General features: G+C 65.5%; 22 protein-coding genes and 1 pseudogene. 16 read left to right on the forward strand and 7 right to left on the reverse strand.

What is annotated here, in order from left to right:
• Positions 1 to 40: 40 nt before the first annotated feature.
• Genes G5V65_RS16750 through G5V65_RS16760 form a run of 3 tightly spaced genes read left to right on the forward strand, consistent with a single transcriptional unit; the run spans position 41 to position 2,871 of the window.
• A complete protein-coding gene (locus G5V65_RS16750) occupies positions 41 to 1,294 on the forward strand; it encodes an Hsp70 family protein (protein WP_165052315.1) in 1,254 nt (417 codons plus the stop codon).
• A 54-nt stretch (positions 1,295 to 1,348) separates the two neighbouring features.
• Entirely contained in the window at positions 1,349 to 2,515 is a 1,167-nt protein-coding gene (locus G5V65_RS16755) for a M20 aminoacylase family protein (protein WP_165052318.1), read from the forward strand.
• On the forward strand, positions 2,512 to 2,871 hold the full coding sequence (locus G5V65_RS16760) for a DUF1304 domain-containing protein (RefSeq protein WP_165052319.1): 360 nt from the start codon (positions 2,512 to 2,514) through the stop codon (positions 2,869 to 2,871). The genes G5V65_RS16755 and G5V65_RS16760 overlap by 4 nt, the downstream gene beginning before the upstream one ends.
• On the opposite strand, the gene G5V65_RS16765 is transcribed toward G5V65_RS16760, so the two are convergent.
• From G5V65_RS16765 to glmU, 6 genes are all read right to left on the reverse strand, one after another.
• Entirely contained in the window at positions 2,868 to 3,872 is a 1,005-nt protein-coding gene (locus G5V65_RS16765; protein WP_165052321.1) for a cytochrome d ubiquinol oxidase subunit II, read from the reverse strand. The two genes, G5V65_RS16760 and G5V65_RS16765, sit on opposite strands and share 4 nt — an antisense overlap.
• On the reverse strand, positions 3,872 to 5,230 hold the full coding sequence (locus G5V65_RS16770; RefSeq protein ID WP_165052324.1) for a cytochrome ubiquinol oxidase subunit I: 1,359 nt from the start codon (positions 5,228 to 5,230) through the stop codon (positions 3,872 to 3,874). The genes G5V65_RS16765 and G5V65_RS16770 overlap by 1 nt, the downstream gene beginning before the upstream one ends.
• 234 nt (positions 5,231 to 5,464) lie before the next feature.
• On the reverse strand, positions 5,465 to 6,478 hold the full coding sequence (moaA, locus tag G5V65_RS16775) for a GTP 3',8-cyclase MoaA (RefSeq protein ID WP_165052325.1): 1,014 nt from the start codon (positions 6,476 to 6,478) through the stop codon (positions 5,465 to 5,467).
• Between the two features lie 297 nt (positions 6,479 to 6,775).
• Complete coding sequence (locus G5V65_RS16780) at positions 6,776 to 7,447, reverse strand: DNA alkylation repair protein (protein ID WP_165052327.1); 672 nt, start codon at positions 7,445 to 7,447, stop codon at positions 6,776 to 6,778.
• Complete coding sequence (glmS, locus tag G5V65_RS16785; protein ID WP_165052329.1) at positions 7,444 to 9,267, reverse strand: glutamine--fructose-6-phosphate transaminase (isomerizing); 1,824 nt, start codon at positions 9,265 to 9,267, stop codon at positions 7,444 to 7,446. The genes G5V65_RS16780 and glmS overlap by 4 nt, the downstream gene beginning before the upstream one ends.
• Positions 9,267 to 10,622, reverse strand: coding sequence for a bifunctional UDP-N-acetylglucosamine diphosphorylase/glucosamine-1-phosphate N-acetyltransferase GlmU (gene glmU / locus G5V65_RS16790; RefSeq protein WP_165052332.1), 1,356 nt, complete (start codon positions 10,620 to 10,622; stop codon positions 9,267 to 9,269). Before glmU ends, glmS begins: the two co-directional genes overlap by 1 nt.
• 96 nt (positions 10,623 to 10,718) lie before the next feature.
• Here glmU and G5V65_RS16795 point away from each other — a divergent pair, with 96 nt between their 5' ends.
• Together G5V65_RS16795 and G5V65_RS16800 are read left to right on the forward strand one after the other, a co-directional pair.
• A complete protein-coding gene (locus G5V65_RS16795; protein WP_165052334.1) occupies positions 10,719 to 11,378 on the forward strand; it encodes an HAD hydrolase-like protein in 660 nt (219 codons plus the stop codon).
• Complete coding sequence (locus tag G5V65_RS16800; RefSeq protein WP_165052463.1) at positions 11,375 to 12,607, forward strand: DegT/DnrJ/EryC1/StrS family aminotransferase; 1,233 nt, start codon at positions 11,375 to 11,377, stop codon at positions 12,605 to 12,607. The genes G5V65_RS16795 and G5V65_RS16800 overlap by 4 nt, the downstream gene beginning before the upstream one ends.
• Before the next feature lie 177 nt (positions 12,608 to 12,784).
• Here G5V65_RS16800 and G5V65_RS16805 read toward each other — a convergent pair whose 3' ends face one another.
• Positions 12,785 to 13,285: a CreA family protein gene (locus tag G5V65_RS16805; RefSeq protein WP_165052336.1), complete on the reverse strand. Its 501-nt coding sequence runs from the start codon at positions 13,283 to 13,285 to the stop codon at positions 12,785 to 12,787.
• 327 nt (positions 13,286 to 13,612) lie between these two features.
• On the opposite strand from G5V65_RS16805, the gene G5V65_RS16810 reads away from it, so the two are divergent.
• The 11 genes and pseudogenes from G5V65_RS16810 to G5V65_RS16860 all read left to right on the forward strand — a co-directional run bounded on the left by G5V65_RS16810 (position 13,613) and on the right by G5V65_RS16860 (position 21,094).
• Positions 13,613 to 13,978: an NADH-quinone oxidoreductase subunit A gene (locus G5V65_RS16810; RefSeq protein ID WP_165052338.1), complete on the forward strand. Its 366-nt coding sequence runs from the start codon at positions 13,613 to 13,615 to the stop codon at positions 13,976 to 13,978.
• A complete protein-coding gene (locus tag G5V65_RS16815; protein ID WP_165052340.1) occupies positions 13,969 to 14,502 on the forward strand; it encodes a NuoB/complex I 20 kDa subunit family protein in 534 nt (177 codons plus the stop codon). Before G5V65_RS16810 ends, G5V65_RS16815 begins: the two co-directional genes overlap by 10 nt.
• A 12-nt stretch (positions 14,503 to 14,514) precedes the next feature.
• Complete coding sequence (locus G5V65_RS16820; RefSeq protein ID WP_165052343.1) at positions 14,515 to 15,114, forward strand: NADH-quinone oxidoreductase subunit C; 600 nt, start codon at positions 14,515 to 14,517, stop codon at positions 15,112 to 15,114.
• A gap of 3 nt (positions 15,115 to 15,117) precedes the next feature.
• On the forward strand, positions 15,118 to 15,999 hold the full coding sequence (locus G5V65_RS16825) for a sulfotransferase (RefSeq protein WP_165052345.1): 882 nt from the start codon (positions 15,118 to 15,120) through the stop codon (positions 15,997 to 15,999).
• Positions 15,999 to 17,207, forward strand: a complete 1,209-nt coding sequence (locus tag G5V65_RS16830; protein WP_206526853.1) for an NADH-quinone oxidoreductase subunit D — start codon at positions 15,999 to 16,001, stop codon at positions 17,205 to 17,207. The genes G5V65_RS16825 and G5V65_RS16830 overlap by 1 nt, the downstream gene beginning before the upstream one ends.
• A pseudogene (gene nuoE / locus G5V65_RS16835) lies at positions 17,207 to 18,085 on the forward strand (NADH-quinone oxidoreductase subunit NuoE); the annotation flags it as partial. The gene G5V65_RS16830 and the pseudogene nuoE, both read left to right, overlap by 1 nt.
• Positions 18,086 to 18,162: 77 nt before the next feature.
• Positions 18,163 to 18,909 carry an NADH:quinone oxidoreductase gene (locus tag G5V65_RS22725; RefSeq protein WP_165052351.1) on the forward strand — a complete coding sequence of 249 codons (747 nt, stop codon included), beginning with the start codon at positions 18,163 to 18,165 and terminating at the stop codon, positions 18,907 to 18,909.
• A gap of 7 nt (positions 18,910 to 18,916) precedes the next feature.
• Entirely contained in the window at positions 18,917 to 19,141 is a 225-nt protein-coding gene (locus G5V65_RS16845; protein WP_165052353.1) for a DUF5337 domain-containing protein, read from the forward strand.
• A 10-nt stretch (positions 19,142 to 19,151) separates the two neighbouring features.
• Positions 19,152 to 20,447, forward strand: coding sequence for an NADH-quinone oxidoreductase subunit NuoF (gene nuoF, locus G5V65_RS16850; protein ID WP_165052356.1), 1,296 nt, complete (start codon positions 19,152 to 19,154; stop codon positions 20,445 to 20,447).
• 6 nt (positions 20,448 to 20,453) lie between these two features.
• On the forward strand, positions 20,454 to 20,837 hold the full coding sequence (locus tag G5V65_RS16855) for a hypothetical protein (RefSeq protein ID WP_165052358.1): 384 nt from the start codon (positions 20,454 to 20,456) through the stop codon (positions 20,835 to 20,837).
• Complete coding sequence (locus G5V65_RS16860) at positions 20,834 to 21,094, forward strand: hypothetical protein (RefSeq protein ID WP_165052360.1); 261 nt, start codon at positions 20,834 to 20,836, stop codon at positions 21,092 to 21,094. The genes G5V65_RS16855 and G5V65_RS16860 overlap by 4 nt, the downstream gene beginning before the upstream one ends.
• The last annotated feature ends 30 nt before the right edge of the window (positions 21,095 to 21,124 follow it).

Genomic DNA, 21,124 nt, shown 5'->3' on the forward strand with positions numbered 1-21,124 from the left:
GGCAGGCTAGGCCGCGCCTCCCCGGTCAGGAGCAGTGGATATGGGCGCGGTCTTTGCAGGCTTGGATTTCGGCACCTCGAATTCCACCGTCGGTCTGGCGGATGCGGGCGGCGCGCGGCTGATCGCGCTGGAAGGGGATCAGGTGACGCTGCCCTCGGCCGTGTTCTTCCATGCCGATGGGGAGGCGCCCGATTTCGGCCGCGCCGCGCTTTCGGCCTATCTGGAAGGGGATGAGGGCCGCCTGATGCGCGGGCTGAAATCGACGCTGGGATCGGGGCTGATCCAGGAGCGCACGGCGGTGGGCAATCGCGCCGTCAGCTTCCGCGACATCCTGCAGCGCTTCATCGCCCATCTGCGCCAGCGGCTGGATGCCGTCCAGCCCGGATTGACCCAGGTCGTGCTCGGCCGCCCGGTGCATTTCGTCGATGACGATCCGGCCGGGGATGCCGCCGCGCAGGCCGTGCTGGAAGAGATCGCGCGTCACTGCGGCTTTCGCGATGTGGAGTTCCAGTTCGAACCCGTCGCCGCGGCGCTGGATTACGAACAGCGGCTGGAGCGGGAAGAGATCGTGCTGGTCTTCGATATCGGCGGCGGGACATCCGACCTGTCGGTTCTGCGGCTGTCGCCCCTGCGGGCGCGGCTGGCCGAGCGTGCGGGCGATATCCTGGCCAATGACGGCATCCGCGTCGGCGGCACGGATTTCGACCGCCTGCTCTCGCTGGCCGAGGTGATGCCGCATCTGGGCTATCTCTCCCCGACCCGGGGCGGGGCAGGGACCATGCCGCGCCATTACTGGCAGGACCTGGCGACCTGGCACCGGATCAACAGCCTTTACAGCCAGCGGGTGATGGCCGATCTCAAGGCACTGACGCATGAGGCGGACCATCCCGAACGGATCGCCCGGATGATCCGCGTGGTCGAAGGGCGCCATGGCCATGCCCTGGCGATGGAGGTGGAGCGTGCCAAGATCGCCCTGTCCGGCGAGGAGGCCACGCGCCTCGCCCTTTCCGCGCTGACGGGCGGGCCCAACCCGATGGCCCGGCGCGACCGTTTCGAAGAGGCCGTCGCCGCCCCCGTCGCCCGCATCGGCGCGCTGATCGGCAGCACCATCGCCGCGGCGGGGCTGGGGCCGGATCGCATCGCCACCGTCTTCCTTACCGGCGGCTCGTCGCAACTGCCGCTCTTGCGCGCCACTGTGGCCGCCGCCCTGCCGCAGGCGCGGCTTGCCACGGGCGACATGCTGGGATCGGTCGGCACCGGCCTTGCGCTGGATGCCCGCCGCCGCTTCGGCTGATCCTGCTTGCGCCCGGGCGGGGCTGCGCTACCCTTGCGCGAAAGGAGAACGCCCATGCCCGTCAAGAACCGCTTCGCCGAATTGCTGCCCGAGATCACCGCCTGGCGGCGCGATTTCCACGAACATCCCGAACTGCTGTTCGACGTCCACCGCACCGCGGCCAAGGTGGCCGATCTCTTGCGCCAGTTCGGCTGTGACGAGGTGGTCGAAGGCATCGGTCGCACCGGCGTCGTGGGCGTGATCAAGGGCAAGACCAATACGGTGGGCCGCGTCGTGGGCCTGCGCGCCGATATGGATGCGCTGCCGATCATCGAACAGACGGGCGTCCCCTATGCCTCCAAGACCCCCGGCAAGATGCATGCCTGCGGCCATGACGGCCATACCGCCATGCTGCTGGGCGCGGCCAAATACCTGGCCGAAACCCGCAATTTCGACGGCACCACCATCGTCATCTTCCAGCCCGCCGAAGAAGGCGGCGGTGGCGGGCGCGAGATGGTGGCCGATGGCATGATGGATCGCTGGGGGATCCAGGAGGTTTACGGCATGCACAACATGCCGGGCATCCCCGTGGGCCATTTCGCGATCAGGAAGGGCGCGCTGATGGCCGCCGCCGACCAGTTCGAGATCACCGTGACAGGCAAGGGCGGCCATGCCGCCAAACCGCATGACTGCGTGGATACCACCGTGGTCGCGGCCCATATCGTCGTGGCGCTGCAAACCATCGCGTCGCGCAACGTGGACCCGCTGAAACAGGTCGTCGTGTCGGTCTGCACCGTGGAAACGGATTCGACCGCCCATAACGTCATCCCGCAGGTGGTGAAGATGAAGGGCACGGTCCGCACCATGGATCACAAGGTGCAGGATTTCGTCGAAACCCGCATCGCGGAAATCGTTTCCGGCACGGCGCTGGCTCTGGGCGCGACCGCCACGGTCAACTATGCCCGCGGCTATCCGGTCACCATCAATGCCGATGAGAACACCGATTACGCGGTCGAGGTGGCGCGTCAGGTCTCGGGCCAGGTCGATCCCGACACCGCCCCCCTGATGGGGGCCGAGGATTTCAGCTTCATGCTGAACGAACGCCCCGGCGCCTATATCTTCGTGGGCAATGGCGACACGGCGATGGTCCACCATCCGGCCTACAATTTCGACGACAACGTCATCCCCTTCGGCGCAAGCTGGTATGCCGGGATGGTGGAAAGCCGGATGCCCGCCGCATGATCGGGGCGGGCCTCACCGCCGCCATCGGGGCGCTGCATGTCTATATCATGGTGCTGGAGATGTTCCGCTGGGAACATCCCCGCACCCGCCGCGCCTTTGGCACGAGTGAGGATTTCGCGCGGGCAACCAAGACCCTCGCCGCCAATCAGGGCCTTTACAACGGCTTCCTCGCCGCGGGCCTCTTCTGGGCCGTGGCCGAGGGCGTCACCTCATGGGGACGCCCCCTCGCCATCTTCTTCCTTGCCTGCGTCCTGATCGCGGGCCTCTACGGCTCGGCCACCGCCAGCCGCCGCATCCTCTTCATCCAGGCGCTTCCCGCAGCCCTCGCCCTGATCGCCGTCACCCTGCGGATCTAGTCATAGGACAGCTTCGTGGCCTTGCCGCGGAAGATCACATAGGCCAGCACCGTATAGCCAAGGATCATGGGCAGCACGACCAGCGTGCCGACAAGGATGATCGACAGGCTTTCCGTGCTGGCCGCCGCGTCCCAGATCGTCAACTGCTCCGGCACGATATAGGGGTAGAAACTGTAGGCCATCCCGAAAAAGCCCAGCACCATCAGCACCACCGCCCCCGCAAAGGGAAACCAGGCGAAACTGTCATTCGCCGTCGGCAGCCGCCGCAGCGCAATCCAGAGCAGCGCCACCAGCAGCCCCGACATCAGCGGCAGGGGGGCCAGCGCCACGATCTCGGGGAAGCGGAACCACTTGTCGAAGATCCGCGCGCTCACCAAAGGCGTGGCGACGGACACCGCCCCCATCCCCAGCACCATCCCCCAGATGCCGCCCTTGGCCCAATCCACGGCCTTCCGCTGCAAGACCCCGTCGGTCTTCAGGATCACCCAGGCCGCCCCGATGAAGCTGTAGGCCACGGCCAGCGCCCCCGCCGTCAGCGCGGCAAAGGCCACCTTGGGCCATGTCCATTCCAGCCCCATCACATACATGCCCAGCATGAAGCCCTGCGCCAGCGCCGTCATCAACGACCCCGCCCAGAAGGCCGCATCCCAGGGCCGCTTGTGCCCAAGCGGCGCCTTGGCGCGGAATTCGAAGGCCACCCCCCGCAGGATCAACCCGATCAGCATCACGGCGACGGGCAGATAAAGCGCGGTCAGGATATCCCCATGCGCCACGGGGAAGGCCACCAGCAGGATGCCGATGGCCAGAACCAGCCATGTCTCATTGGCATCCCAGAACGGCCCGATCGAGGCGATCATGCGATCCCGCTCCGCCTCTTCGGCAAAGGGAAACAGAAGGCCGACCCCAAGGTCGAACCCGTCCAGCACGACATAAAGCAGGATCGACACCCCCATCAGGGCGGCAAAGATCAAGGGCAGAGCTTCGGGATCGAACATCGCCATCACTCCGCAGGCTGCATGCCGGGGCTGGCCACGGGCGCATCATAGCGCCCGCCCTTCCGCGCCAGGTGAAAGATCACCCCCACATAGGCCGCCAGCAGCGCGACATAGATCGCCACATAGGCCAGCAGCGTGGACAGGACCATCCCCCCCGCAATGTCGCCCACCGCCTGCTCCACCGTCAGCACGCCCTGCACCAGCCAGGGCTGCCGCCCGATCTCGGTCGTGTACCAGCCCGCAAGCGTGGCACCCCATCCGGCGAAGGTCATGCCCGTCAGGCCCCAGAGATAGGGCCGCGGCATCCCCTCGACGCCCCGCCGCCACAGCATCCACGCCCCCGCCCAACTGATCACCAGCATCAGCATCCCGATGCCCACCATCACCCTGAAGGACCAGAAGACAGGCGCCACCGGCGGATGCATCACCTCGCCCTCCGCCGTGATGAAATCGTTCAACCCCGGCACCACCCCCGCAGGGTCATGCTTCAGAATGACCGAGGCCATCGACGGAATCCCCACCTCGAAGGCATTGCTCCGCGTCTCCTCATCGGGCAGGGCGAACAGCAAGAGCGGCACGTTTCCTTGCGTCTCCCAGTTGCCTTCCATCGCCGCCACCTTGGCCGGCTGATGCTCCAGCGTGTTCAACCCATGCATGTCGCCCGCCAGGATCTGGATCGGGATCAGCACCGCGCCGAGGATCACGCCAAAGCGCAGCCCCGTCTCCACCTCCGCCCCGCGATGCCCGCGCAGCCAGCGCCAGGCCGACAGCCCCGCGATCAGGAAGGCCACCGTCAGCCCGCTCGCCAGCAGCATATGCGACAGGCGGTAAGGCATCGACGGGTTGAAGATGATCGCCCACCAATCCACCGCATGCACGATCCCGTCGCGCAATTCATGGCCGACCGGCGTATGCATCCAGGAATTCAGCACAAGGATCCAGAAGGCGCTCATCGTCGTGCCAAAGGCAACAAGGAAGGTCGCCAGCGTATGCAGCCAGCCCGGCACGCGGCTTGCCCCGAACAGCATGATCCCAAGGAAGACCGCCTCAAGGAAGAAGGCCGTCAGCACCTCATAGGCCAGCAATGGCCCCGCCACATTCCCCACCACCTCCATGAAGCCCGGCCAGTTGGTGCCGAACTGGAAGGACATGGTGATCCCCGACACCACCCCCAGCGCGAAGGACAGCGCAAAGACCTTCACCCAGAACAGATACAGGTCCATCCATTTCCGCTCCCCCGTCCGGTTGAAGCGCAGCTTGAAGAACAGAAGCACCCATCCCAGCGCGATGGTGATCGTCGGAAACAGGATGTGGAAAGAGATATTGGCCGCGAACTGGATGCGGGAAAGCAAAAGCGTATCCATGACTCACCTTTCTGACTGCACCTCAGATAGGGCCTCCCGCCCCGGATTCGAGGGCGCTGCGACGGGCTGCCCCATGCGACAGCCTGTCCGTTCAAGTCATGGTTAATGGCTTCTTGCCAGGGCGCGCGTCTGCACCGCCGTCTGCACCGGCTGTCTGCACCGGGCGCGGCACCGCCACTTTGGTCAAAAGGCAAAGGTAAATACAGCGTTCCCAATGGGTTAGGCCGTGTCGCCTCAACCGCCCGTATGGCTCATATGCCGCGACATCGTCCCCCGCACCCCGGCGCGGGAATAGTCGAAGTCATGCCCCTTGGGCTTCTTGGCAATGGCCGCCCGGATCGCCGCCTCTACCACCGCATCATCGGGGCTCGCCCGCAGGGGCGCGCGCAGATCGGCCATGTCTTCCTGGCCCAGGCACATGTAAAGCTCGCCCGTGCAGGTCAGCCTGACCCGGTTGCAGCTTTCGCAGAAATTATGCGTCAGCGGCGTGATGAAGCCCAGCTTCTGCCCCGTCTCCTCCAGCCGGACATAGCGCGCAGGCCCCCCCGTCCGCTCGGCCAGATCGTGCAGGGTGAACCGCTCCGCCAGCCGCGCCCGCAGGTCCTTCAGCGACCAGTACTGATCCAGCCGGTCCTCGTTCCCCAGATCCCCCATCGGCATGACCTCGATGAAAGTCAGGTCATGCCCCTCGGCCGCGCACCAGTCAACCAGTTGAAAAAGCTCGTCTTCGTTGAAGCCTTTCAAGGCCACGGCATTGATCTTCACCCGCAGCCCGGCCTCCTTCGCGGCGGCGATCCCGTCCAGAACCTGCGCCAGACGGCCCCAGCGGGTGATCTGCGCGAACTTCTCCGCATCCAGCGTATCGAGCGAGACATTGATCCGCCGCACCCCGCAGGCCACCAGCTCTGCCGCATGCTTGCGCAATTGCGATCCGTTGGTGGTCAGCGTCAGTTCCTTCAGCGCGCCGCTCTCCAGATGCCGCGCCATGGCGCGGAAAAAGGTCATGATCCCCTTGCGCACCAGGGGTTCCCCCCCCGTGATGCGCAGCTTCTCCACCCCCAGCCGCACGAAGGCCGAACAGAGCCGGTCCAGCTCCTCCAGCGACAAGAGGTCCGCCTTGGGCAGGAAGGTCATGTTCTCCGCCATGCAATAGACACAGCGGAAATCGCAGCGATCCGTCACCGACACCCGCAGATAGGAAATCGGTCGGGCGAAAGGGTCGATCAGCGGGGCAGGGCGCGCATCCATGACACAAGGTTAAGAACTATCCCCCACCCTCGCAAGCCACGAAACGCCGCTTTCCCCCCCGCCCGCGTCAGACCTTCGTCGCTGCTCCGCCCGATGGATCCGACGCGCAATCCCCACCCAGGCCGGTGCCTGCCCGAAAGGCGCGGGGATGGCCGCCAGACAAGCCCCCGCCGCGCGCCTCCTTAATCCTGCATTAAGGTTAACGCGCCCTTGCCGAAGCAACCGGTCTTCATCTTGGGAAAAATACCCTGGGGGTCCGGGGGCAAAGCCCCCGGGGGCCGATGCCGCAGGCCGCCGCTAGAGGTATCGCGCCGCTTCCTTGCGGGCAAAGCTCTTCAGACCCGCGCCGGGGCCTTCGAGGAACACCCGCACCCGCGCCGCGTCATGCTTGGACAGGTCGCGCAGCCACCAGGCCACGGCCTTCTGGATGAACCAGTCGCGATCCGCCACAAAGTCGGCCGCCCATCCCAAGGCCCGCTCGCGGATGGCAAGCTCTTGTTCCTTCGGGAAATTCATCTTGGCAAAGGGCAGGGTGATCACCAGCGCCGCGCGGCGGGTCCACATGTTTCCGCTTGCCGTCCAGCCCGCCACCGTCTCGATCCGCGCCGGATCGGCCACCAGCCGCTTCTGCCCGGCAATGGTCGCATGATCGGCCACCGCCCAGCCCTCAAAGCCCTCGGTCCAGCCGCAGATCATCTCCCAGGCGGCCTGATCGGGCCGCAGCCGCGCCTGGGTCAGCAGCTTTGCCGCCGCCACCATGGCCTCATGCACGCCCGTCTCCCAAAGGCCGCCCGCCAGCGCCACGCGCTCCTCCACCGACAGCGCCGCGCGCCATTCGGCGACCAGTTCCTCGATCTGCGGCACCGCAACCCCCAGATATCGCCGGGCGATCTTGTGATAGGCCGCCATCTCGGCGGCCTTCTCCGCATCCCCCAGCGCTTCCAGCCGCGCCAGCGCCCCGGCGATCATTCCACCGTCACCGATTTCGCCAGGTTCCTCGGCTGATCCACATCGGTGCCCTTGGCGATGGCCGTGTGATAGGCCAGCAACTGCGCCGGAACCGCATAGAGGATCGGCGCCAGCGCGGCGGGCACTTCCGGCAGGGTCAGCGTCCGCCAGACCCCATGCCCCGCCTCCGCCACGCCCTGCGCGTCGGAAATCAGCAGCACCTTGCCATGCCGCGCCATCACCTCCTGCATGTTCGACACGGTCTTGTCGAACAGCGCGTCCCGCGGCGCCAGAACGATCACCGGCACCCGCGCGTCGATCAGGGCGATGGGGCCGTGCTTCAGTTCGCCCGAAGCATAACCTTCGGCGTGTATATAGCTGATTTCCTTCAGTTTCAGCGCCCCCTCCAGGGCCAGCGGGAACATCGCCCCGCGCCCCAGGAACAGCACGTCCTGCGCCTCGGCCAGTTCCTCGGCAATCGCCGCGATCGGGGCCGACAGGGCCAGCGCATGGTTCATCAGCCCCGGCAGGTTGCGCAAGCCGACCAGCAGTTCCCCCGCCTGATCCGCCGTCAGCCGCCCCCGGTCCAGCCCCGCCTTGATCGCCATCAGCGCCAGCACGGTCAACTGGCAGGTGAAGGCCTTGGTCGAGGCGACGCCCACTTCCACCCCCGCCAGGATCGGCAGGCTCAGGTCGCTTTCCCGCGCGATCGACGATGTCGGCACATTCACCACCGACACGACCTTCGCCACCTTTTCCTTCGCATGGCGCAGCGCGGCCAGGGTATCCGCCGTCTCGCCCGACTGGCTGACGAAGACCGCCCAGGATTTCTCGGACAGGACGGGATCGCGATAGCGGAACTCGCTCGCGATATCGACTTCCGCCGGAAGGCCCGCGATCTGCTCGAACCAGTATTTCGCCACATGGCAGGCATAAGACGCCGTCCCGCAGGCCACCATCATCACCCGGTCGACGCCCGTGAAATCAACGCCTTCCGGCAATTGCAGGGCGGGGTTCACCCCGCCGCCCGTGTAATGCTTCAGCGCATCCGCAATGACCACGGGCTGTTCGGCGATCTCCTTCGCCATGAAATGCTTGTAGCCCGATTTCTCGATCCGGGCGCTGTCGATCTGGATCCGCGTCTCGGCCCGGTTGGCCCGGCGATCCTCGGCATCGAAGATCTCGGCCCCCGCCCGGGTGATCACCGCCCAGTCGCCCTCTTCCAGATAGGTGATCCGGTCGGTCATCGGGGCCAGCGCGATGGCATCCGAACCCACGAACATCTCGCCCTTGCCATGGCCGATGGCCAGCGGGCTGCCCTTGCGGGCGGCGATCATCAGGTCATCCTCGCCATCAAAAAGGAAGCACAGCGCAAAGGCCCCGTGCAGGCGCTTCAACGTCGCGCGCGCGGCCTCCACCGGGGTCATCCCGCGCAGCATGTGCATCTGCGCCAGCAGGGCGATGGTTTCCGTGTCGGTCTGGCTTTCCTGCACATGGCCCGCCGCCGCCAGTTCCTCGCGCAATTCGCGGAAGTTCTCGATGATCCCGTTATGCACCACCGCCACCGGCCCCGCACGGTGCGGATGGGCATTGGTAACGGTTGCCGCGCCATGTGTGGCCCAGCGGGTATGTCCGATGCCCGCCTTTCCGGCGAGCGGCTCATGCACCAGTAGATCCGACAGGTTCACCAACTTTCCCACCGCGCGGCGGCGGTCCAGCCGGCCGCCGTTCACCGTGGCGATCCCGGCGCTGTCATAGCCGCGATATTCCAGCCGCTTCAGCGCCTCCACCAGCAGCGGAGCCGCTTCGTGATTGCCCAAGACCCCTACAATTCCGCACATTATTGATGCCCTTTTGCCTTGCTGGCCTTTATGGATTTTAACTTTTCGAACAATTTCGTCGCAAGTCCCGCGCGGTTGACCTGCCGCGCCCGGCCGATGGCCACGGCCTCGGCGGGCACGTCCTCGGTGATCACCGAACCCGATCCCGTCAGTGCGCCATCGCCCACCGCAACCGGGGCCACCAGCATCGTGTCCGATCCGATGAAGGCGCGCTTGCCGATCACCGTGCGGTGCTTCATCACGCCGTCATAATTGCAGGTGACGGTGCCCGCGCCGATATTGGTGAATTCGCCGACCTCGGCATCGCCCAGATAGGTCAGGTGGCCCACCTTCACGCCCTCGTCCAGGATCGCGTTCTTGATCTCGACGAAATTGCCGACATGCACATCCTCGGCCAGTTCCGCTCCGGGGCGCAGCCGGGCAAAGGGGCCGACCTGCGCGCCCCGGCTGATATGGCAGCCCTCAAGATGGCAGAACGCCTTGACCTCCGCCTCGCTCTCGATGGTCACGCCGGGGCCGAAGATCACGTTCGGCCCGATCACCGCATCGCGCCCCACCACCGTATCCAGCGCGAAGATCACCGTTTCCGGTGCGGTCAGCGTGACACCGTTCTCCAGCGCCTCCTCCCGCGCCCGCGCCTGGAAGGCGCGCTCCGCCTCGGCCAGTTGCGCGCGGGTATTCACCCCCATCGTCTCGGCCTCGTCGCACAGCACCAGCCCGGCCGAAAGCCCCTCGGCCCGCGCCAGTGCCACGATATCGGTCAGGTAGAACTCGCCCGCCGCATTGGCATTGCCCACCGATGCGCAAAGCCGCATCAGCACGGCCGCCTCGGCGCAGACGACGCCGGAATTGCACAGGGTGACGGCCCGCTCCGCCTCGGTCGCGTCCTTCCATTCCACGATCCGTTCCAGCACCTCGCCCTCGGCGATCAGCCGGCCATAACGCCCCGGATCGGCGGCGTGAAATCCCAGCACCACCACCGCATGCCGCCTGCGCGCGGCCAGCATCGCCTGCAGGGTCTCGGGCCGCACGAAGGGCGTGTCGCCGTAAAGCACCAGCGCATCGCCGCTGACCCCTTCCAGAAGGGGGGCCGCCTGCAGCACGGCATGGGCGGTGCCCTTCTGCTCTTCCTGCACGACGGTCTGCACATCCTCGTCAAAGGCGCGGGCGGCCCTGGCCACCGCTTCGGCCCCATGGCCCGTCACGACAACCGTCACTTCCGGCTCCAGCGCGCGGCCCGCCTGCATCGCGTGATGCAGCAGCGGGGCGGCCCCGACCTTGTGCAGCACCTTGGGCAGGTCGGAATTCATCCGCGTTCCCTGTCCCGCCGCCAGAATGACCAAAGAAACCGACATGCTGCCCCTTCCCTTATCCTTGCGCCCGTTTTACCCCCATCCGGGCGGGCCGCAAGCCTTGCCCGCTTCACACCTGTTTACGGGGTATTTCAAGCGATGCGGACTGTGGTCTTCGATCTGGACGGAACTTTGGCGGATACCTCGGCCGATCTGCTGGCCGCGGCGAATGCCTGTTTCCGCGATCTGGGGCATGGCGACATGCTGACCCCCGCCGATACGCTGACCGCCTTTCACGGCGGAAGGGCCATGCTGCGGCTGGGCTTTTCCCGGTTGGGCGCGGTGTCCGAGACGATGATCGACGCGCAATATCCCCGCCTTCTGGCGGCCTATGCCGAGGGCATCGACACCCATACCCGCCTCTATCCCGGCGCAATCGCGGCGGTCGAGGTGCTGCGGGGCAGGGGCTTTGCCACCACGATCTGCACCAACAAGCCCGAAGGTCTGGCCGAAACGCTGGTGAACCGCCTCGGCATCCGCAGCCTGTTCGATGTGCTGATCGGGGCCGATACGCTGCCCACGCGCAAGCCGGACGTGGCACCCTATGCGGCCTCGGTCGAACGTGCGGGCGGGCAGGTCGCGCGCTCCATGCTGGTGGGCGACACCGACACGGATCGCAAGACCGCCCGCGCGGCCGGGGTGCCGGTCGCGCTGGTGACCTTCGGCCCCGAAGGGCGCGACATCGCGCGCCTTGATCCTGATGCGCTGCTCGATCATTTCGACGAACTGCCGGAACTTGCGGAAAGGCTGGTGCGCTGATGGAACGCTTCACGGGCAGCTTCACCCAGCAGGAGCCCATCCCCGACGCAGGCATCGAGGCCGCGCTCGCCGTGCTGCGCCATGGGCGGCTGCATCGCTACAACACCGCCCCCGGCGAACTGTCCGAGACCGCGCTTCTGGAAGAGGAATTCGCCTCCCTCACCGGCGCGCGCTACTGCCTTGCCGTGGCCTCGGGCGGCTATGCCATGGCCTGTGCCCTGCGCGCCATCGGGGTTCGCGCGGGGGACAGGGTGCTGTCCAATGCCTTCACCCTTGCCCCGGTGCCCGGCGCCATCGCCTCGATCGGCGCGGTGCCGGTCTTCGTGGAGGTCGCCGAAGACCTGACCATCGACCTCGCCCATCTGGAACAGCAGGCCAATGCCTCGGGCGCGCGCGTCCTTCTGCTGTCGCACATGCGCGGACATGTCTGCGACATGGACCGCCTGATGGCGCTTTGCGACAGGCTTGGCGTTACCGTGGTGGAGGATTGCGCCCATACGATGGGCGCAACCTGGAAGGGTATCCCCTCGGGCCGACATGGCAAGGTCGCGGCCTATTCGATGCAGACCTACAAGCACGTCAATTCCGGCGAGGGCGGCTTCCTGATCACCGACGATCCGCAGGTCGCCGCCCGCGCCGTGCTGCTGTCGGGCAGCTACATGCTCTATGCCCGCCACCGCGCCGCCCCCCCGCCCGAAGCCTTTGAAGGCATCCGCCTCGACACGCCCAACATTTCGGGCCGGATGGACAATCTGCGCGCGGCGATCCTGCGCCCGCAACTGCCTCTGCTGGCAGATCGGGTGCGGCGCTGGGGCCTGCTCTACCGCAGCCTGGAGGCGGGCCTGACCGAGACGCCGGGCCTGCACCTGATCCCGCGGCCCGCGCATGAGGTCTATGTCGGCTCCTCGTTCCAGTTCCTGCTGCGGGACTGGCCGGCCGGGCGCATCCAGGCGGTGATCGCCCGCTGCGCTGCGCGCGGGGTCGAGTTGAAATGGTTCGGCGCGCCCGATCCCGTGGCCTTCACCAGCCGCTACGATCACTGGCGCTATGCCGATCCTGCACCATTGCCGCAGACCGACCGGGTGCTTGCAGGCCTGATCGACATGCGCGTGCCGCTGACCTTCACGCCCGAGGATTGCGCGCTGATCGCCCGCATCATCCGGGCCGAGGTTCTGGCCGTGCAGCAATCCGGGGAAGAGGCGGCAACCGCGGCTCCTCTGGCCGATTGAGGATACGAATTTTCTGCGAAAATTCTGCAGGGCGATCCTTCTGCGAAGGATCATGTCCCCGCCATGCAAGCGTCTTGCCATGCCGCAGGCATGAGAATTTTCGCAGAAAATTCGTCACTCCCTGAATTTTCGCAGAAAATTCGCAGTCCCTCTGGGCAGACCGCAGGTCCGTGACGCCTATTCCACGCCCTGCGCATTCCACAGCGGCACGGTCGAGATCGACATCTTCGCCGATCCTTCCGTCACCTCGCGGGCATGGGCCAGATAGATCAGCGTCCGGTTCGCCTCGTCATAGATGCGCGTGATCGAAAGCGACTTCAGAAGCAGCGACTGCCGCTCGGAAAAGATCTCCTCCCCCTCCGGCCCGCGGCGGATGTCGCCCAGGGTGATCGGCCCGGTCTGGCGGCAGGCGATGGAGGAATTCGACGGATCCTCGAACCAGTTTCCCTGCACCAGCCGGTCGATGGTGGAGCGTTCGAAATAAGCCAGATGGCAGGTCACCCCCGCCACGTCGGGATCCGGCAGGGCTTCGATCAGGATGTCATTGCCGATCCAGTCCACGCCGATGCTGCCCACCTCCTCGGCCCCCGCGGAAAAGGGGGCAAGGAAGGCCGAAAGGATCAGCGCGGCAAGGGCAGGGCGGCGGGGCAGGGCAGGCGTTCCGGGCAGGATGGGCATCATGGGGCTCCTCGGTCGGGGATGGGGCGAGACAATCGCAAAGCCGCCCCGGATGCCAGTGCCTTGGTCGCCGGGCGGCAGATTGCGGCTTGTCCGACAGAAACGCTCGGCGACTCGCTTCGCGATATCCGTTCCCTGCCGGTGCCGCGCCGCGGCATCCCGCCTTGTGTGCCATGGCATACAAAGCCGAATTCCTGTCCCTTTCCACCCGCTTTTCGCCCTGCCTTCGGTTGACCCCGCCCGGGGGGAAGAGTAAACGATGCGCGAGAGATCAAGCGGCCCGCCAGTGGTTCGCAGCTCGCATGTCGCCAGCCGAAGGAGCGCCTCGTGGACCCAATCCTCCGAGAGTATCTTCCCATACTCATTCTTCTGGCCATCGCGGTCGGCCTTGGCCTTGTGCTGATGCTGGCGGCGGCGGTGCTGGCGGTGCGCAATCCGGACCCGGAAAAGGTGTCCGCCTATGAATGCGGCTTCAACGCCTTTGACGATGCGCGGATGAAGTTCGACGTGCGGTTCTACCTCGTGTCGATCCTCTTCATCATCTTCGATCTGGAAGTGGCCTTCCTCTTCCCCTGGGCCGTCGCCTTCGGCGACATCAGCATGACGGGGTTCTGGTCGATGATGGTCTTCCTGGCCGTGCTGACCATCGGCTTTGCCTATGAATGGAAGAAAGGAGCCCTGGAATGGGAGTGAGCACGTCCGCCAACCAGGCGGGTGGCGATCACGAGGTCGCCGTCCAGGCCCTGAACCGCGAATTGCAGGACAAGGGTTTCCTGCTGACCTCGACCGAGGACATCATCAACTGGGCGCGGATCGGCAGCCTGCACTGGATGACCTTCGGCCTCGCCTGCTGCGCGGTGGAGATGATGCACACCTCCATGCCGCGCTATGACCTTGAACGCTTCGGCACCGCGCCGCGCGCCTCGCCCCGGCAGTCGGACCTGATGATCGTCGCAGGCACGCTGACGAACAAGATGGCCCCGGCCCTGCGCAAGGTCTATGACCAGATGCCGGAACCCCGCTATGTGATCTCCATGGGATCCTGCGCCAATGGCGGGGGGTATTACCACTACTCCTATTCCGTCGTGCGCGGCTGCGACCGGGTGGTTCCCGTGGATATCTATGTCCCGGGCTGCCCGCCCACCGCCGAGGCGCTGCTTTACGGCATCCTGCAGTTGCAGCGGAAGATCCGCCGCACCGGCACCATCACCCGCTGAGGAAGATCAGGCATGTCCGAAGCCCTGCAAGAACTGGCGGCGCATATCACCTTCAAGCAGCCCGATGCCGTGGGCGCGGCCAGGGTGGCGCATGGCGAACTGACGCTCGAGGTCGAGCCGGACCACCTGCTGTCCCTGGTGGAATTCCTGCGCACCGACAGCGCCTGCCGGTTCACCAGCCTGGTGGACATCACGGCCGTGGATTATCCCGAACGGGCCGAGCGGTTCGATGTCGTCTACCACTTCCTGTCGATGTATCAGAACCACCGCATCCGCCTGAAGATCGCGGTGGATACCGAAGGGATGGTGCCCTCGCTGACCGAGATCCACCCTTCGGCCAACTGGTTCGAACGCGAAGTGTTCGACATGTTCGGCATCCTCTTCTCGGGCCATCCCGACCTGCGCCGCATCCTCACCGATTACGGCTTCCGCGGCTTTCCGCTGCGCAAGGATTTCCCCACCACCGGCTATTCCGAGGTCCGCTATGACGAGGCGCAAAAGCGCGTCGTCTACGAACCCGTCAAGCTGGTGCAGGAATACCGCCAGTTCGATTTCATGTCGCCCTGGGAAGGGGCGGAATACATCCTGCCCGGCGACGAGAAGAAGGCCTGATCCGTGAGCGGAACGCCAACAGTCCTGTTCTGTGTGGGTGCGACAAAGGCAGGCACGTCCTGGCTTTATCGCCATCTGCACCGGCATCCGGATTGTCACCTCCGCTCGATCAAGGAACTGCATTACTTCGACATGCTCGAATCCGGCACGCAGCGCCGCTTTCGCAAGCTGCTGCGCGAGAAGATCGCGCTTCTGCGCGCCGCCATCGCCGACGGCAACCCGCGCCCCTCGCTGGAGCGGCAGCTGCGCGATGCGCTGGACTGGAAGGCCGTGATCGGGGCCGAGGGCGAGAATCTCGACGCCTATCTCGGCTATCTGTCGAATGGCCGGGGCGCACGCCCGCTGGTGGCGGACATAACCCCCGCCTATGCCCTTCTGCCCGAGGCACGGCTTCACCGCATGTCCGAGGTCGCGCCGCGGACGCGCTTTCTCTATCTGCTGCGCGATCCCGTCGCGCGGCTGTGGTCGCAGGCGCGGATGCTGGCGGCGCGGCGGATGGGGGATATCGCGGAATTCCCGGCCCTGGCGGCGCGGATGATGGAGACGATGATCACCGCGATCCGCGACGGCGTGCGCGACCGCGAGGATTACATCGGCGCGATTTCCCGCCTGCGCGCGGCCGTGGCGCCCGACCGGCTGCTGATCCAGTTCCAGGAAGAGATGATGACATTGCCGGGCCTGTCGCGGCTGCAGGCCTTTCTCGGGATTTCCGATATCGCCGGGGATTTCGAACATCGCGTGCATGAAGGCACGCCGCTTTCCTTGCCCGATGATCTGCGGGCGCGGGCGCGGGTGGCGCTTGCGCCGCAATACGAATTCGTCGCCAGCCATTTCCCGGATCTTCCGGGCAACTGGCGGCAGAACATGACAGAGGTTCACGGATGATGGACGGCAGCTTCGACGATGCCCTGACGGGCGAACAGAAGATCCGCAACTTCAACATCAACTTCGGGCCGCAGCACCCGGCGGCCCATGGTGTGCTGCGTCTTGTCCTGGAACTGGACGGCGAGATCGTGGAACGCTGCGATCCGCATATCGGCCTGCTGCATCGTGGCACCGAAAAGCTGATGGAAAGCCGGACCTACCTGCAGAACCTGCCCTATTTCGACCGGCTGGATTACGTGGCCCCGATGAACCAGGAACATGCCTGGTGCCTGGCCATCGAAAAGCTGACCGGCACCATCGTGCCGCGCCGGGCCAGCCTGATCCGCGTGCTGTTCTCCGAAATCGGCCGCGTGCTGAACCACCTGCTGAACGTCACCACACAGGCGATGGACGTGGGCGCGCTGACGCCCCCGCTCTGGGGGTTCGAAGAGCGCGAACAGCTGATGGTCTTCTACGAACGGGCCTGCGGTGCGCGCCTGCACGCGGCCTATTTCCGCCCCGGCGGGGTGCATCAGGATCTGCCGCCCGCGCTTCTGGACGATATCGACGCCTGGGCCGAGAAATTCCCCAAGGTGCTGGACGACATCGACACGCTGCTGACGGAAAACCGCATCTTCAAGCAGCGCAATGCCGATATCGGGATCGTCACCGAAGAGGATATCCAGACCTGGGGCTATTCCGGCGTCATGGTGCGCGGATCGGGCCTCGCCTGGGACCTGCGCCGCAGCCAGCCCTATGAATGCTACGATGAATTCGACTTCAAGATCCCTGTCGGCAAGAACGGCGATTGCTATGACCGCTATCTCTGCCGCATGGCCGAAATGCGCGAGTCGACCTCGATCATCCGGCAGGCCATCGCGAAACTGCGGGTGGAAAAGGGCGATGTGCTGGCCCGTGGCAAGATCACGCCGCCGAAACGGGCCGAGATGAAAACCTCGATGGAGGCGCTCATCCATCACTTCAAGCTTTACACCGAAGGTTTCCACGTCCCCGCGGGCGAGGTCTATGCCGCGGTCGAGGCGCCCAAGGGCGAATTCGGGGTCTACCTCGTCGCCGACGGCACCAACAAACCCTATCGCGCCAAGATCCGCGCGCCGGGATATCTGCACCTGCAATCCATGGATTACATCTGCAAGGGCCACCAGCTTGCCGACGTATCCGCCATCATCGGCACGATGGATGTCGTGTTCGGGGAGATCGACCGCTAATGCTGCGCCGCCTGCATCCCGTCCAACCGGACAGCTTCGCCTTCACGCCCGCCAATCTGGAATGGGCGAAAGGGCAGATTTCCAAATATCCCGAAGGCCGTCAGGCATCGGCCATCATCCCGCTTCTGTGGCGCGCGCAGGAACAGGAAGGCTGGCTGACGCGCAAGGCCATCGAATGCGTGGCCGACATGCTGGGCATGGCCTATATCCGCGCGCTGGAAGTGGCGACCTTCTACTTCATGTTCCAGCTGCAACCCGTTGGCTCTGTTGCCCATATCCAGATCTGCGGCACCACCTCCTGCATGATCTGCGGGGCCGAGGAACTGATCGCCGTCTGCAAGGAACTGATCGCCCCCGCGCCGCATAGCCTGTCGGCGGATGGCAAGTTTTCCTGGGAAGAGGTGGAATGCATGGGCGCCTGCGCCAATGCGCCCATGGCCCAGATCGGCAAGGATTACTATGAGGATCTGACCGCCGCGAAGCTGCGCGACCTGATCGCCCGCTTCTCCAAGGGCGAAGTGCCGGTCCCCGGCCCGCAGAACGGCCGCTATGCGGCCGAACCGCTGTCGGGGCTGACCTCGCTCAAGGAGTTCGAATCCGGCCGCCAGCAATACAATGCCTCGGCCCAGCTTGCGGTGGATATCGGCGATACGGTGAAGCGGATCGACGGCACCGAAGTGCCGATCCTGACGCCCTGGCTGGGCAAGGCCGCAAAGCCTGCCGCCGCCGCAAGGCCGAAGGCCGCCAAGGCCGCCGCGCCTGAAAAGGCCGAAGCCGCGCCGAAGGCTGCGGCCAAGCCCGCGGCAAAGCCTGCCGCAAAGAAAGCAGCCACGCCGGAAACGGCCCCGGCCACCGAAAAGAAGACCCGCGCCCCGCGCGCGAAAAAGACGGAAAAGGAATGACTGAACGGTAACGGAAGGGGCGGACCTGACGCCCCGGGAATAGGGACAAGCGCATGAAACGAGTCGAAAACCTGAATGCTCCGTCACTGTCGGGATGGCTGATCGCCATCGCGGCCGGGGTCATTGCCTTTGCGGTGGCAAAGGTGGTCGGCCAGTTCGATTACACGACCTCCGGCTTCTTCGGGGTGGTCATCGCCCTTGTGGCCGGGCTTGTGCTGGGCATGCCCTGGGGCGCTGCCGACCGCATCCCCAAGCCGGAAGCCGACGCGCATCCCGAACCCGCCGCCGCCGAAGCCGCTTCCGCGCCGGCCGCCGCCGCCCCCATGCCCGAAGCTGTGGTGGCGCCCGTGGCGGTGATGTCGGCCCCCGTTGCTGCTGCACCCGCTGCTGCACCGGCAGCTGCACCGACGGCGGCACCCGTCTCCAGCCCGGCCCCTGCCGCGCCCGCCGCCAAGGCCGCCCCCGCCGCCAAGCCCAAGGCCGCCAAGCCCGCGGAGGCCACGCCCCCCGTCGGCGGCACGAAGCCCAAGGCGCTGAAGGCCGCGCGCAAGGGGGCCGCCGATGATCTGAAGGTCATCGAAGGCATCGGCCCCGCGCTGGAAAAGGTCTTGAATGAAAACGGAATTTTCCACATCGACCAGATCGCGCAATGGGGCGCGGCCGAAGTGGAATGGATGGACGGCAACCTGAAAGGGTTCAAGGGCCGCGTCACCCGCGACAAATGGGTGGCACAGGCCAGACTGATCGGCGAGGTGGGGCTGGAGGAATTCCTCCGCCGCGCCAAGACGAACGATTACTGAGGCGGGAATGGCTACGCCCAGCGATCAGGACAAGGCCCTTGCACGGCAGGCGCGCAGCGTCGCCTTCGTGCTGGCGGGGACCATGGTCCTGTGGATGGGGGCAAGCTTTCTCGGGGGAAGGTTCGGCTGGGAAACCCGCTTCGCCTTCCTCTTCGACCTCGCAGCCATCGCCGCGTTCATCTGGGCGCTGGTCGTGACATACGGGATCTGGCGCAAGCGCCGGGGCAATTGAGGGGCAAGACATGCTCAAGGATCAGGACCGCATCTTCACCAACCTCTACGGGATGCATGACCGCACCCTTGCCGGGGCGAAGAAGCGCGGCCATTGGGACGGCACCGCCGACATCATCAAGCGTGGCCGCGACACGATCATCGAACAGGTCAAGGCCTCGGGCCTGCGGGGCCGTGGCGGCGCGGGCTTCCCGACGGGTCTGAAATGGTCCTTCATGCCCAAGCAGAGCGATGGTCGCCCGTCCTATCTGGTGGTGAACGCCGACGAATCCGAACCCGGCACCTGCAAAGACCGGGAAATCATGCGGCACGATCCGCATACCCTGATCGAAGGCTGCCTGATCGCCTCCTTCGCGATGGGCGCGAATGCCTGCTACATCTACATCCGCGGCGAATACATCCGCGAGCGCGAGGCGCTGCAGGCTGCCATCGACGAATGCTACGACGCGGGCCTTCTGGGCAAGAACGCCGCGAAGTCGGGCTGGGATTTCGACCTTTATCTGCATCACGGTGCAGGTGCCTATATCTGCGGCGAGGAAACCGCGCTGCTGGAATCCCTCGAAGGCAAGAAGGGCATGCCCCGGATGAAGCCGCCCTTCCCGGCAGGGTCGGGCCTTTATGGCTGCCCGACCACGGTGAACAACGTCGAATCCATCGCGGTGGTCCCCACCATCCTGCGCCGTGGCCCCGAATGGTTCGCAGGCTTCGGCCGCCCGAACAACGCGGGGACAAAGCTCTTCGGCATCTCGGGCCACGTCAACAACCCCTGCGTGGTCGAAGAGGCGATGTCGATCCCGCTCAAGGAACTGCTGGATCGCCACTGCGGCGGCGTGCGCGGCGGGTGGAAGAACCTCAAGGCCGTGATCCCCGGCGGATCGTCGGTGCCGCTGCTCACGCAGGCGCAATGCGATGACGCGATCATGGATTTCGACTGGCTTCGCGAACAGCGCTCGGGCCTCGGCACGGCGGCGGTGATCGTGATGGACCAGTCCACCGACGTCATCAAGGCGATCTGGCGGCTGTCCAAGTTCTACAAGCATGAAAGCTGCGGCCAATGCACCCCCTGCCGCGAAGGCACGGGCTGGATGATGCGCGTGATGGATCGTCTGGTCCGCGGCGAGGCCGAGGTCGAGGAAATCGACATGCTGCTGTCCGTGACGAAGCAGGTCGAAGGCCACACGATCTGCGCCCTTGGCGACGCGGCGGCATGGCCGATCCAGGGCCTCGTACGCGCCTTCCGGGATGAGATCGAGGATCGCATCAAGGCGAAAAAGACGGGCCGCCTCTCGGCGGTCGCGGCGGAATAAATTCATATGACGCATCAAGCTACGATCATTACCGCCTCCTTGACCGGTCTTGCTACCGGCCAGATGGTGTTTGCTGATCCGCTGTTGCGTCAGTGTGGCGAGTTCCACATCGATTTGCGTCGTTCAACCCAGACCGTTGAGGGTAAAGATCGTTTGATCGAAATCGTCCAGTTCGATGAAGAAAGTCGCCGTTTCGGCGTAATGATTTCTCCGGCAGACGGCTTAACGGGCTCTAGTGCCAACGTCATTGCGATAATGTCTGCGGATATTGTCTGCATGCACCTTGATGCTCGTGTGAGCGAAACACGTCCGGCTGTGCGCGAGGGCGACGGTTGGCTTGTGGACAGCGGATGCGAAGGGCACTTGGTCCGGCTGGAGGAGAAGTGTTGATCGAAAATCTCACCCGGATCGGAACCTTTGGCGCAATGGTCAGCCTTTCTGCGTGCGCGTCTGCTGTTCCTGTCGCACCGGAAGCGGCTGCGCCCCTGACCGTGGTGCGCCAAGGCGCGCCCTACGCGAATTGGGAAGGCGCCGCCGCAAGGAAGCAGGCCGAGGCGGAATGCGCCGCGCTGGGCAAATCCCTGCGCCCGTCGATCTATGACCGCTATCAGGGCGGCGCATGGGTCTATGTGGAGGGCTGCGCATGACCCGTTATGCGATGACATCCGCCCACACCC

Origin of the sequence: Paragemmobacter kunshanensis, from assembly GCF_011059185.1 — a bacterium.
GTDB lineage: Bacteria > Pseudomonadota > Alphaproteobacteria > Rhodobacterales > Rhodobacteraceae > Paragemmobacter > Paragemmobacter kunshanensis.

What these genes read in the sequence shown, in the direction of transcription:
- G5V65_RS16750 (WP_165052315.1), top strand. Translation starts at nt 41, where the DNA reads ATGGGCGCGGTCTTTGCAGGCTTGGATTTCGGCACCTCGAATTCCACC.
- G5V65_RS16755 (WP_165052318.1), top strand. Translation starts at nt 1,349, where the DNA reads ATGCCCGTCAAGAACCGCTTCGCCGAATTGCTGCCCGAGATCACCGCC.
- G5V65_RS16760 (WP_165052319.1), top strand. Translation starts at nt 2,512, where the DNA reads ATGATCGGGGCGGGCCTCACCGCCGCCATCGGGGCGCTGCATGTCTAT.
- G5V65_RS16765 (WP_165052321.1), bottom strand. Translation starts at nt 3,872, where the DNA reads ATGGCGATGTTCGATCCCGAAGCTCTGCCCTTGATCTTTGCCGCCCTG.
- G5V65_RS16770 (WP_165052324.1), bottom strand. Translation starts at nt 5,230, where the DNA reads ATGGATACGCTTTTGCTTTCCCGCATCCAGTTCGCGGCCAATATCTCT.
- moaA (WP_165052325.1), bottom strand. Translation starts at nt 6,478, where the DNA reads ATGGATGCGCGCCCTGCCCCGCTGATCGACCCTTTCGCCCGACCGATT.
- G5V65_RS16780 (WP_165052327.1), bottom strand. Translation starts at nt 7,447, where the DNA reads ATGATCGCCGGGGCGCTGGCGCGGCTGGAAGCGCTGGGGGATGCGGAG.
- glmS (WP_165052329.1), bottom strand. Translation starts at nt 9,267, where the DNA reads ATGTGCGGAATTGTAGGGGTCTTGGGCAATCACGAAGCGGCTCCGCTG.
- glmU (WP_165052332.1), bottom strand. Translation starts at nt 10,622, where the DNA reads ATGTCGGTTTCTTTGGTCATTCTGGCGGCGGGACAGGGAACGCGGATG.
- G5V65_RS16795 (WP_165052334.1), top strand. Translation starts at nt 10,719, where the DNA reads ATGCGGACTGTGGTCTTCGATCTGGACGGAACTTTGGCGGATACCTCG.
- G5V65_RS16805 (WP_165052336.1), bottom strand. Translation starts at nt 13,285, where the DNA reads ATGCCCATCCTGCCCGGAACGCCTGCCCTGCCCCGCCGCCCTGCCCTT.
- G5V65_RS16815 (WP_165052340.1), top strand. Translation starts at nt 13,969, where the DNA reads ATGGGAGTGAGCACGTCCGCCAACCAGGCGGGTGGCGATCACGAGGTC.
- G5V65_RS16820 (WP_165052343.1), top strand. Translation starts at nt 14,515, where the DNA reads ATGTCCGAAGCCCTGCAAGAACTGGCGGCGCATATCACCTTCAAGCAG.
- G5V65_RS16830 (WP_206526853.1), top strand. Translation starts at nt 15,999, where the DNA reads ATGGACGGCAGCTTCGACGATGCCCTGACGGGCGAACAGAAGATCCGC.
- G5V65_RS22725 (WP_165052351.1), top strand. Translation starts at nt 18,163, where the DNA reads ATGAAACGAGTCGAAAACCTGAATGCTCCGTCACTGTCGGGATGGCTG.
- G5V65_RS16845 (WP_165052353.1), top strand. Translation starts at nt 18,917, where the DNA reads ATGGCTACGCCCAGCGATCAGGACAAGGCCCTTGCACGGCAGGCGCGC.
- nuoF (WP_165052356.1), top strand. Translation starts at nt 19,152, where the DNA reads ATGCTCAAGGATCAGGACCGCATCTTCACCAACCTCTACGGGATGCAT.
- G5V65_RS16855 (WP_165052358.1), top strand. Translation starts at nt 20,454, where the DNA reads ATGACGCATCAAGCTACGATCATTACCGCCTCCTTGACCGGTCTTGCT.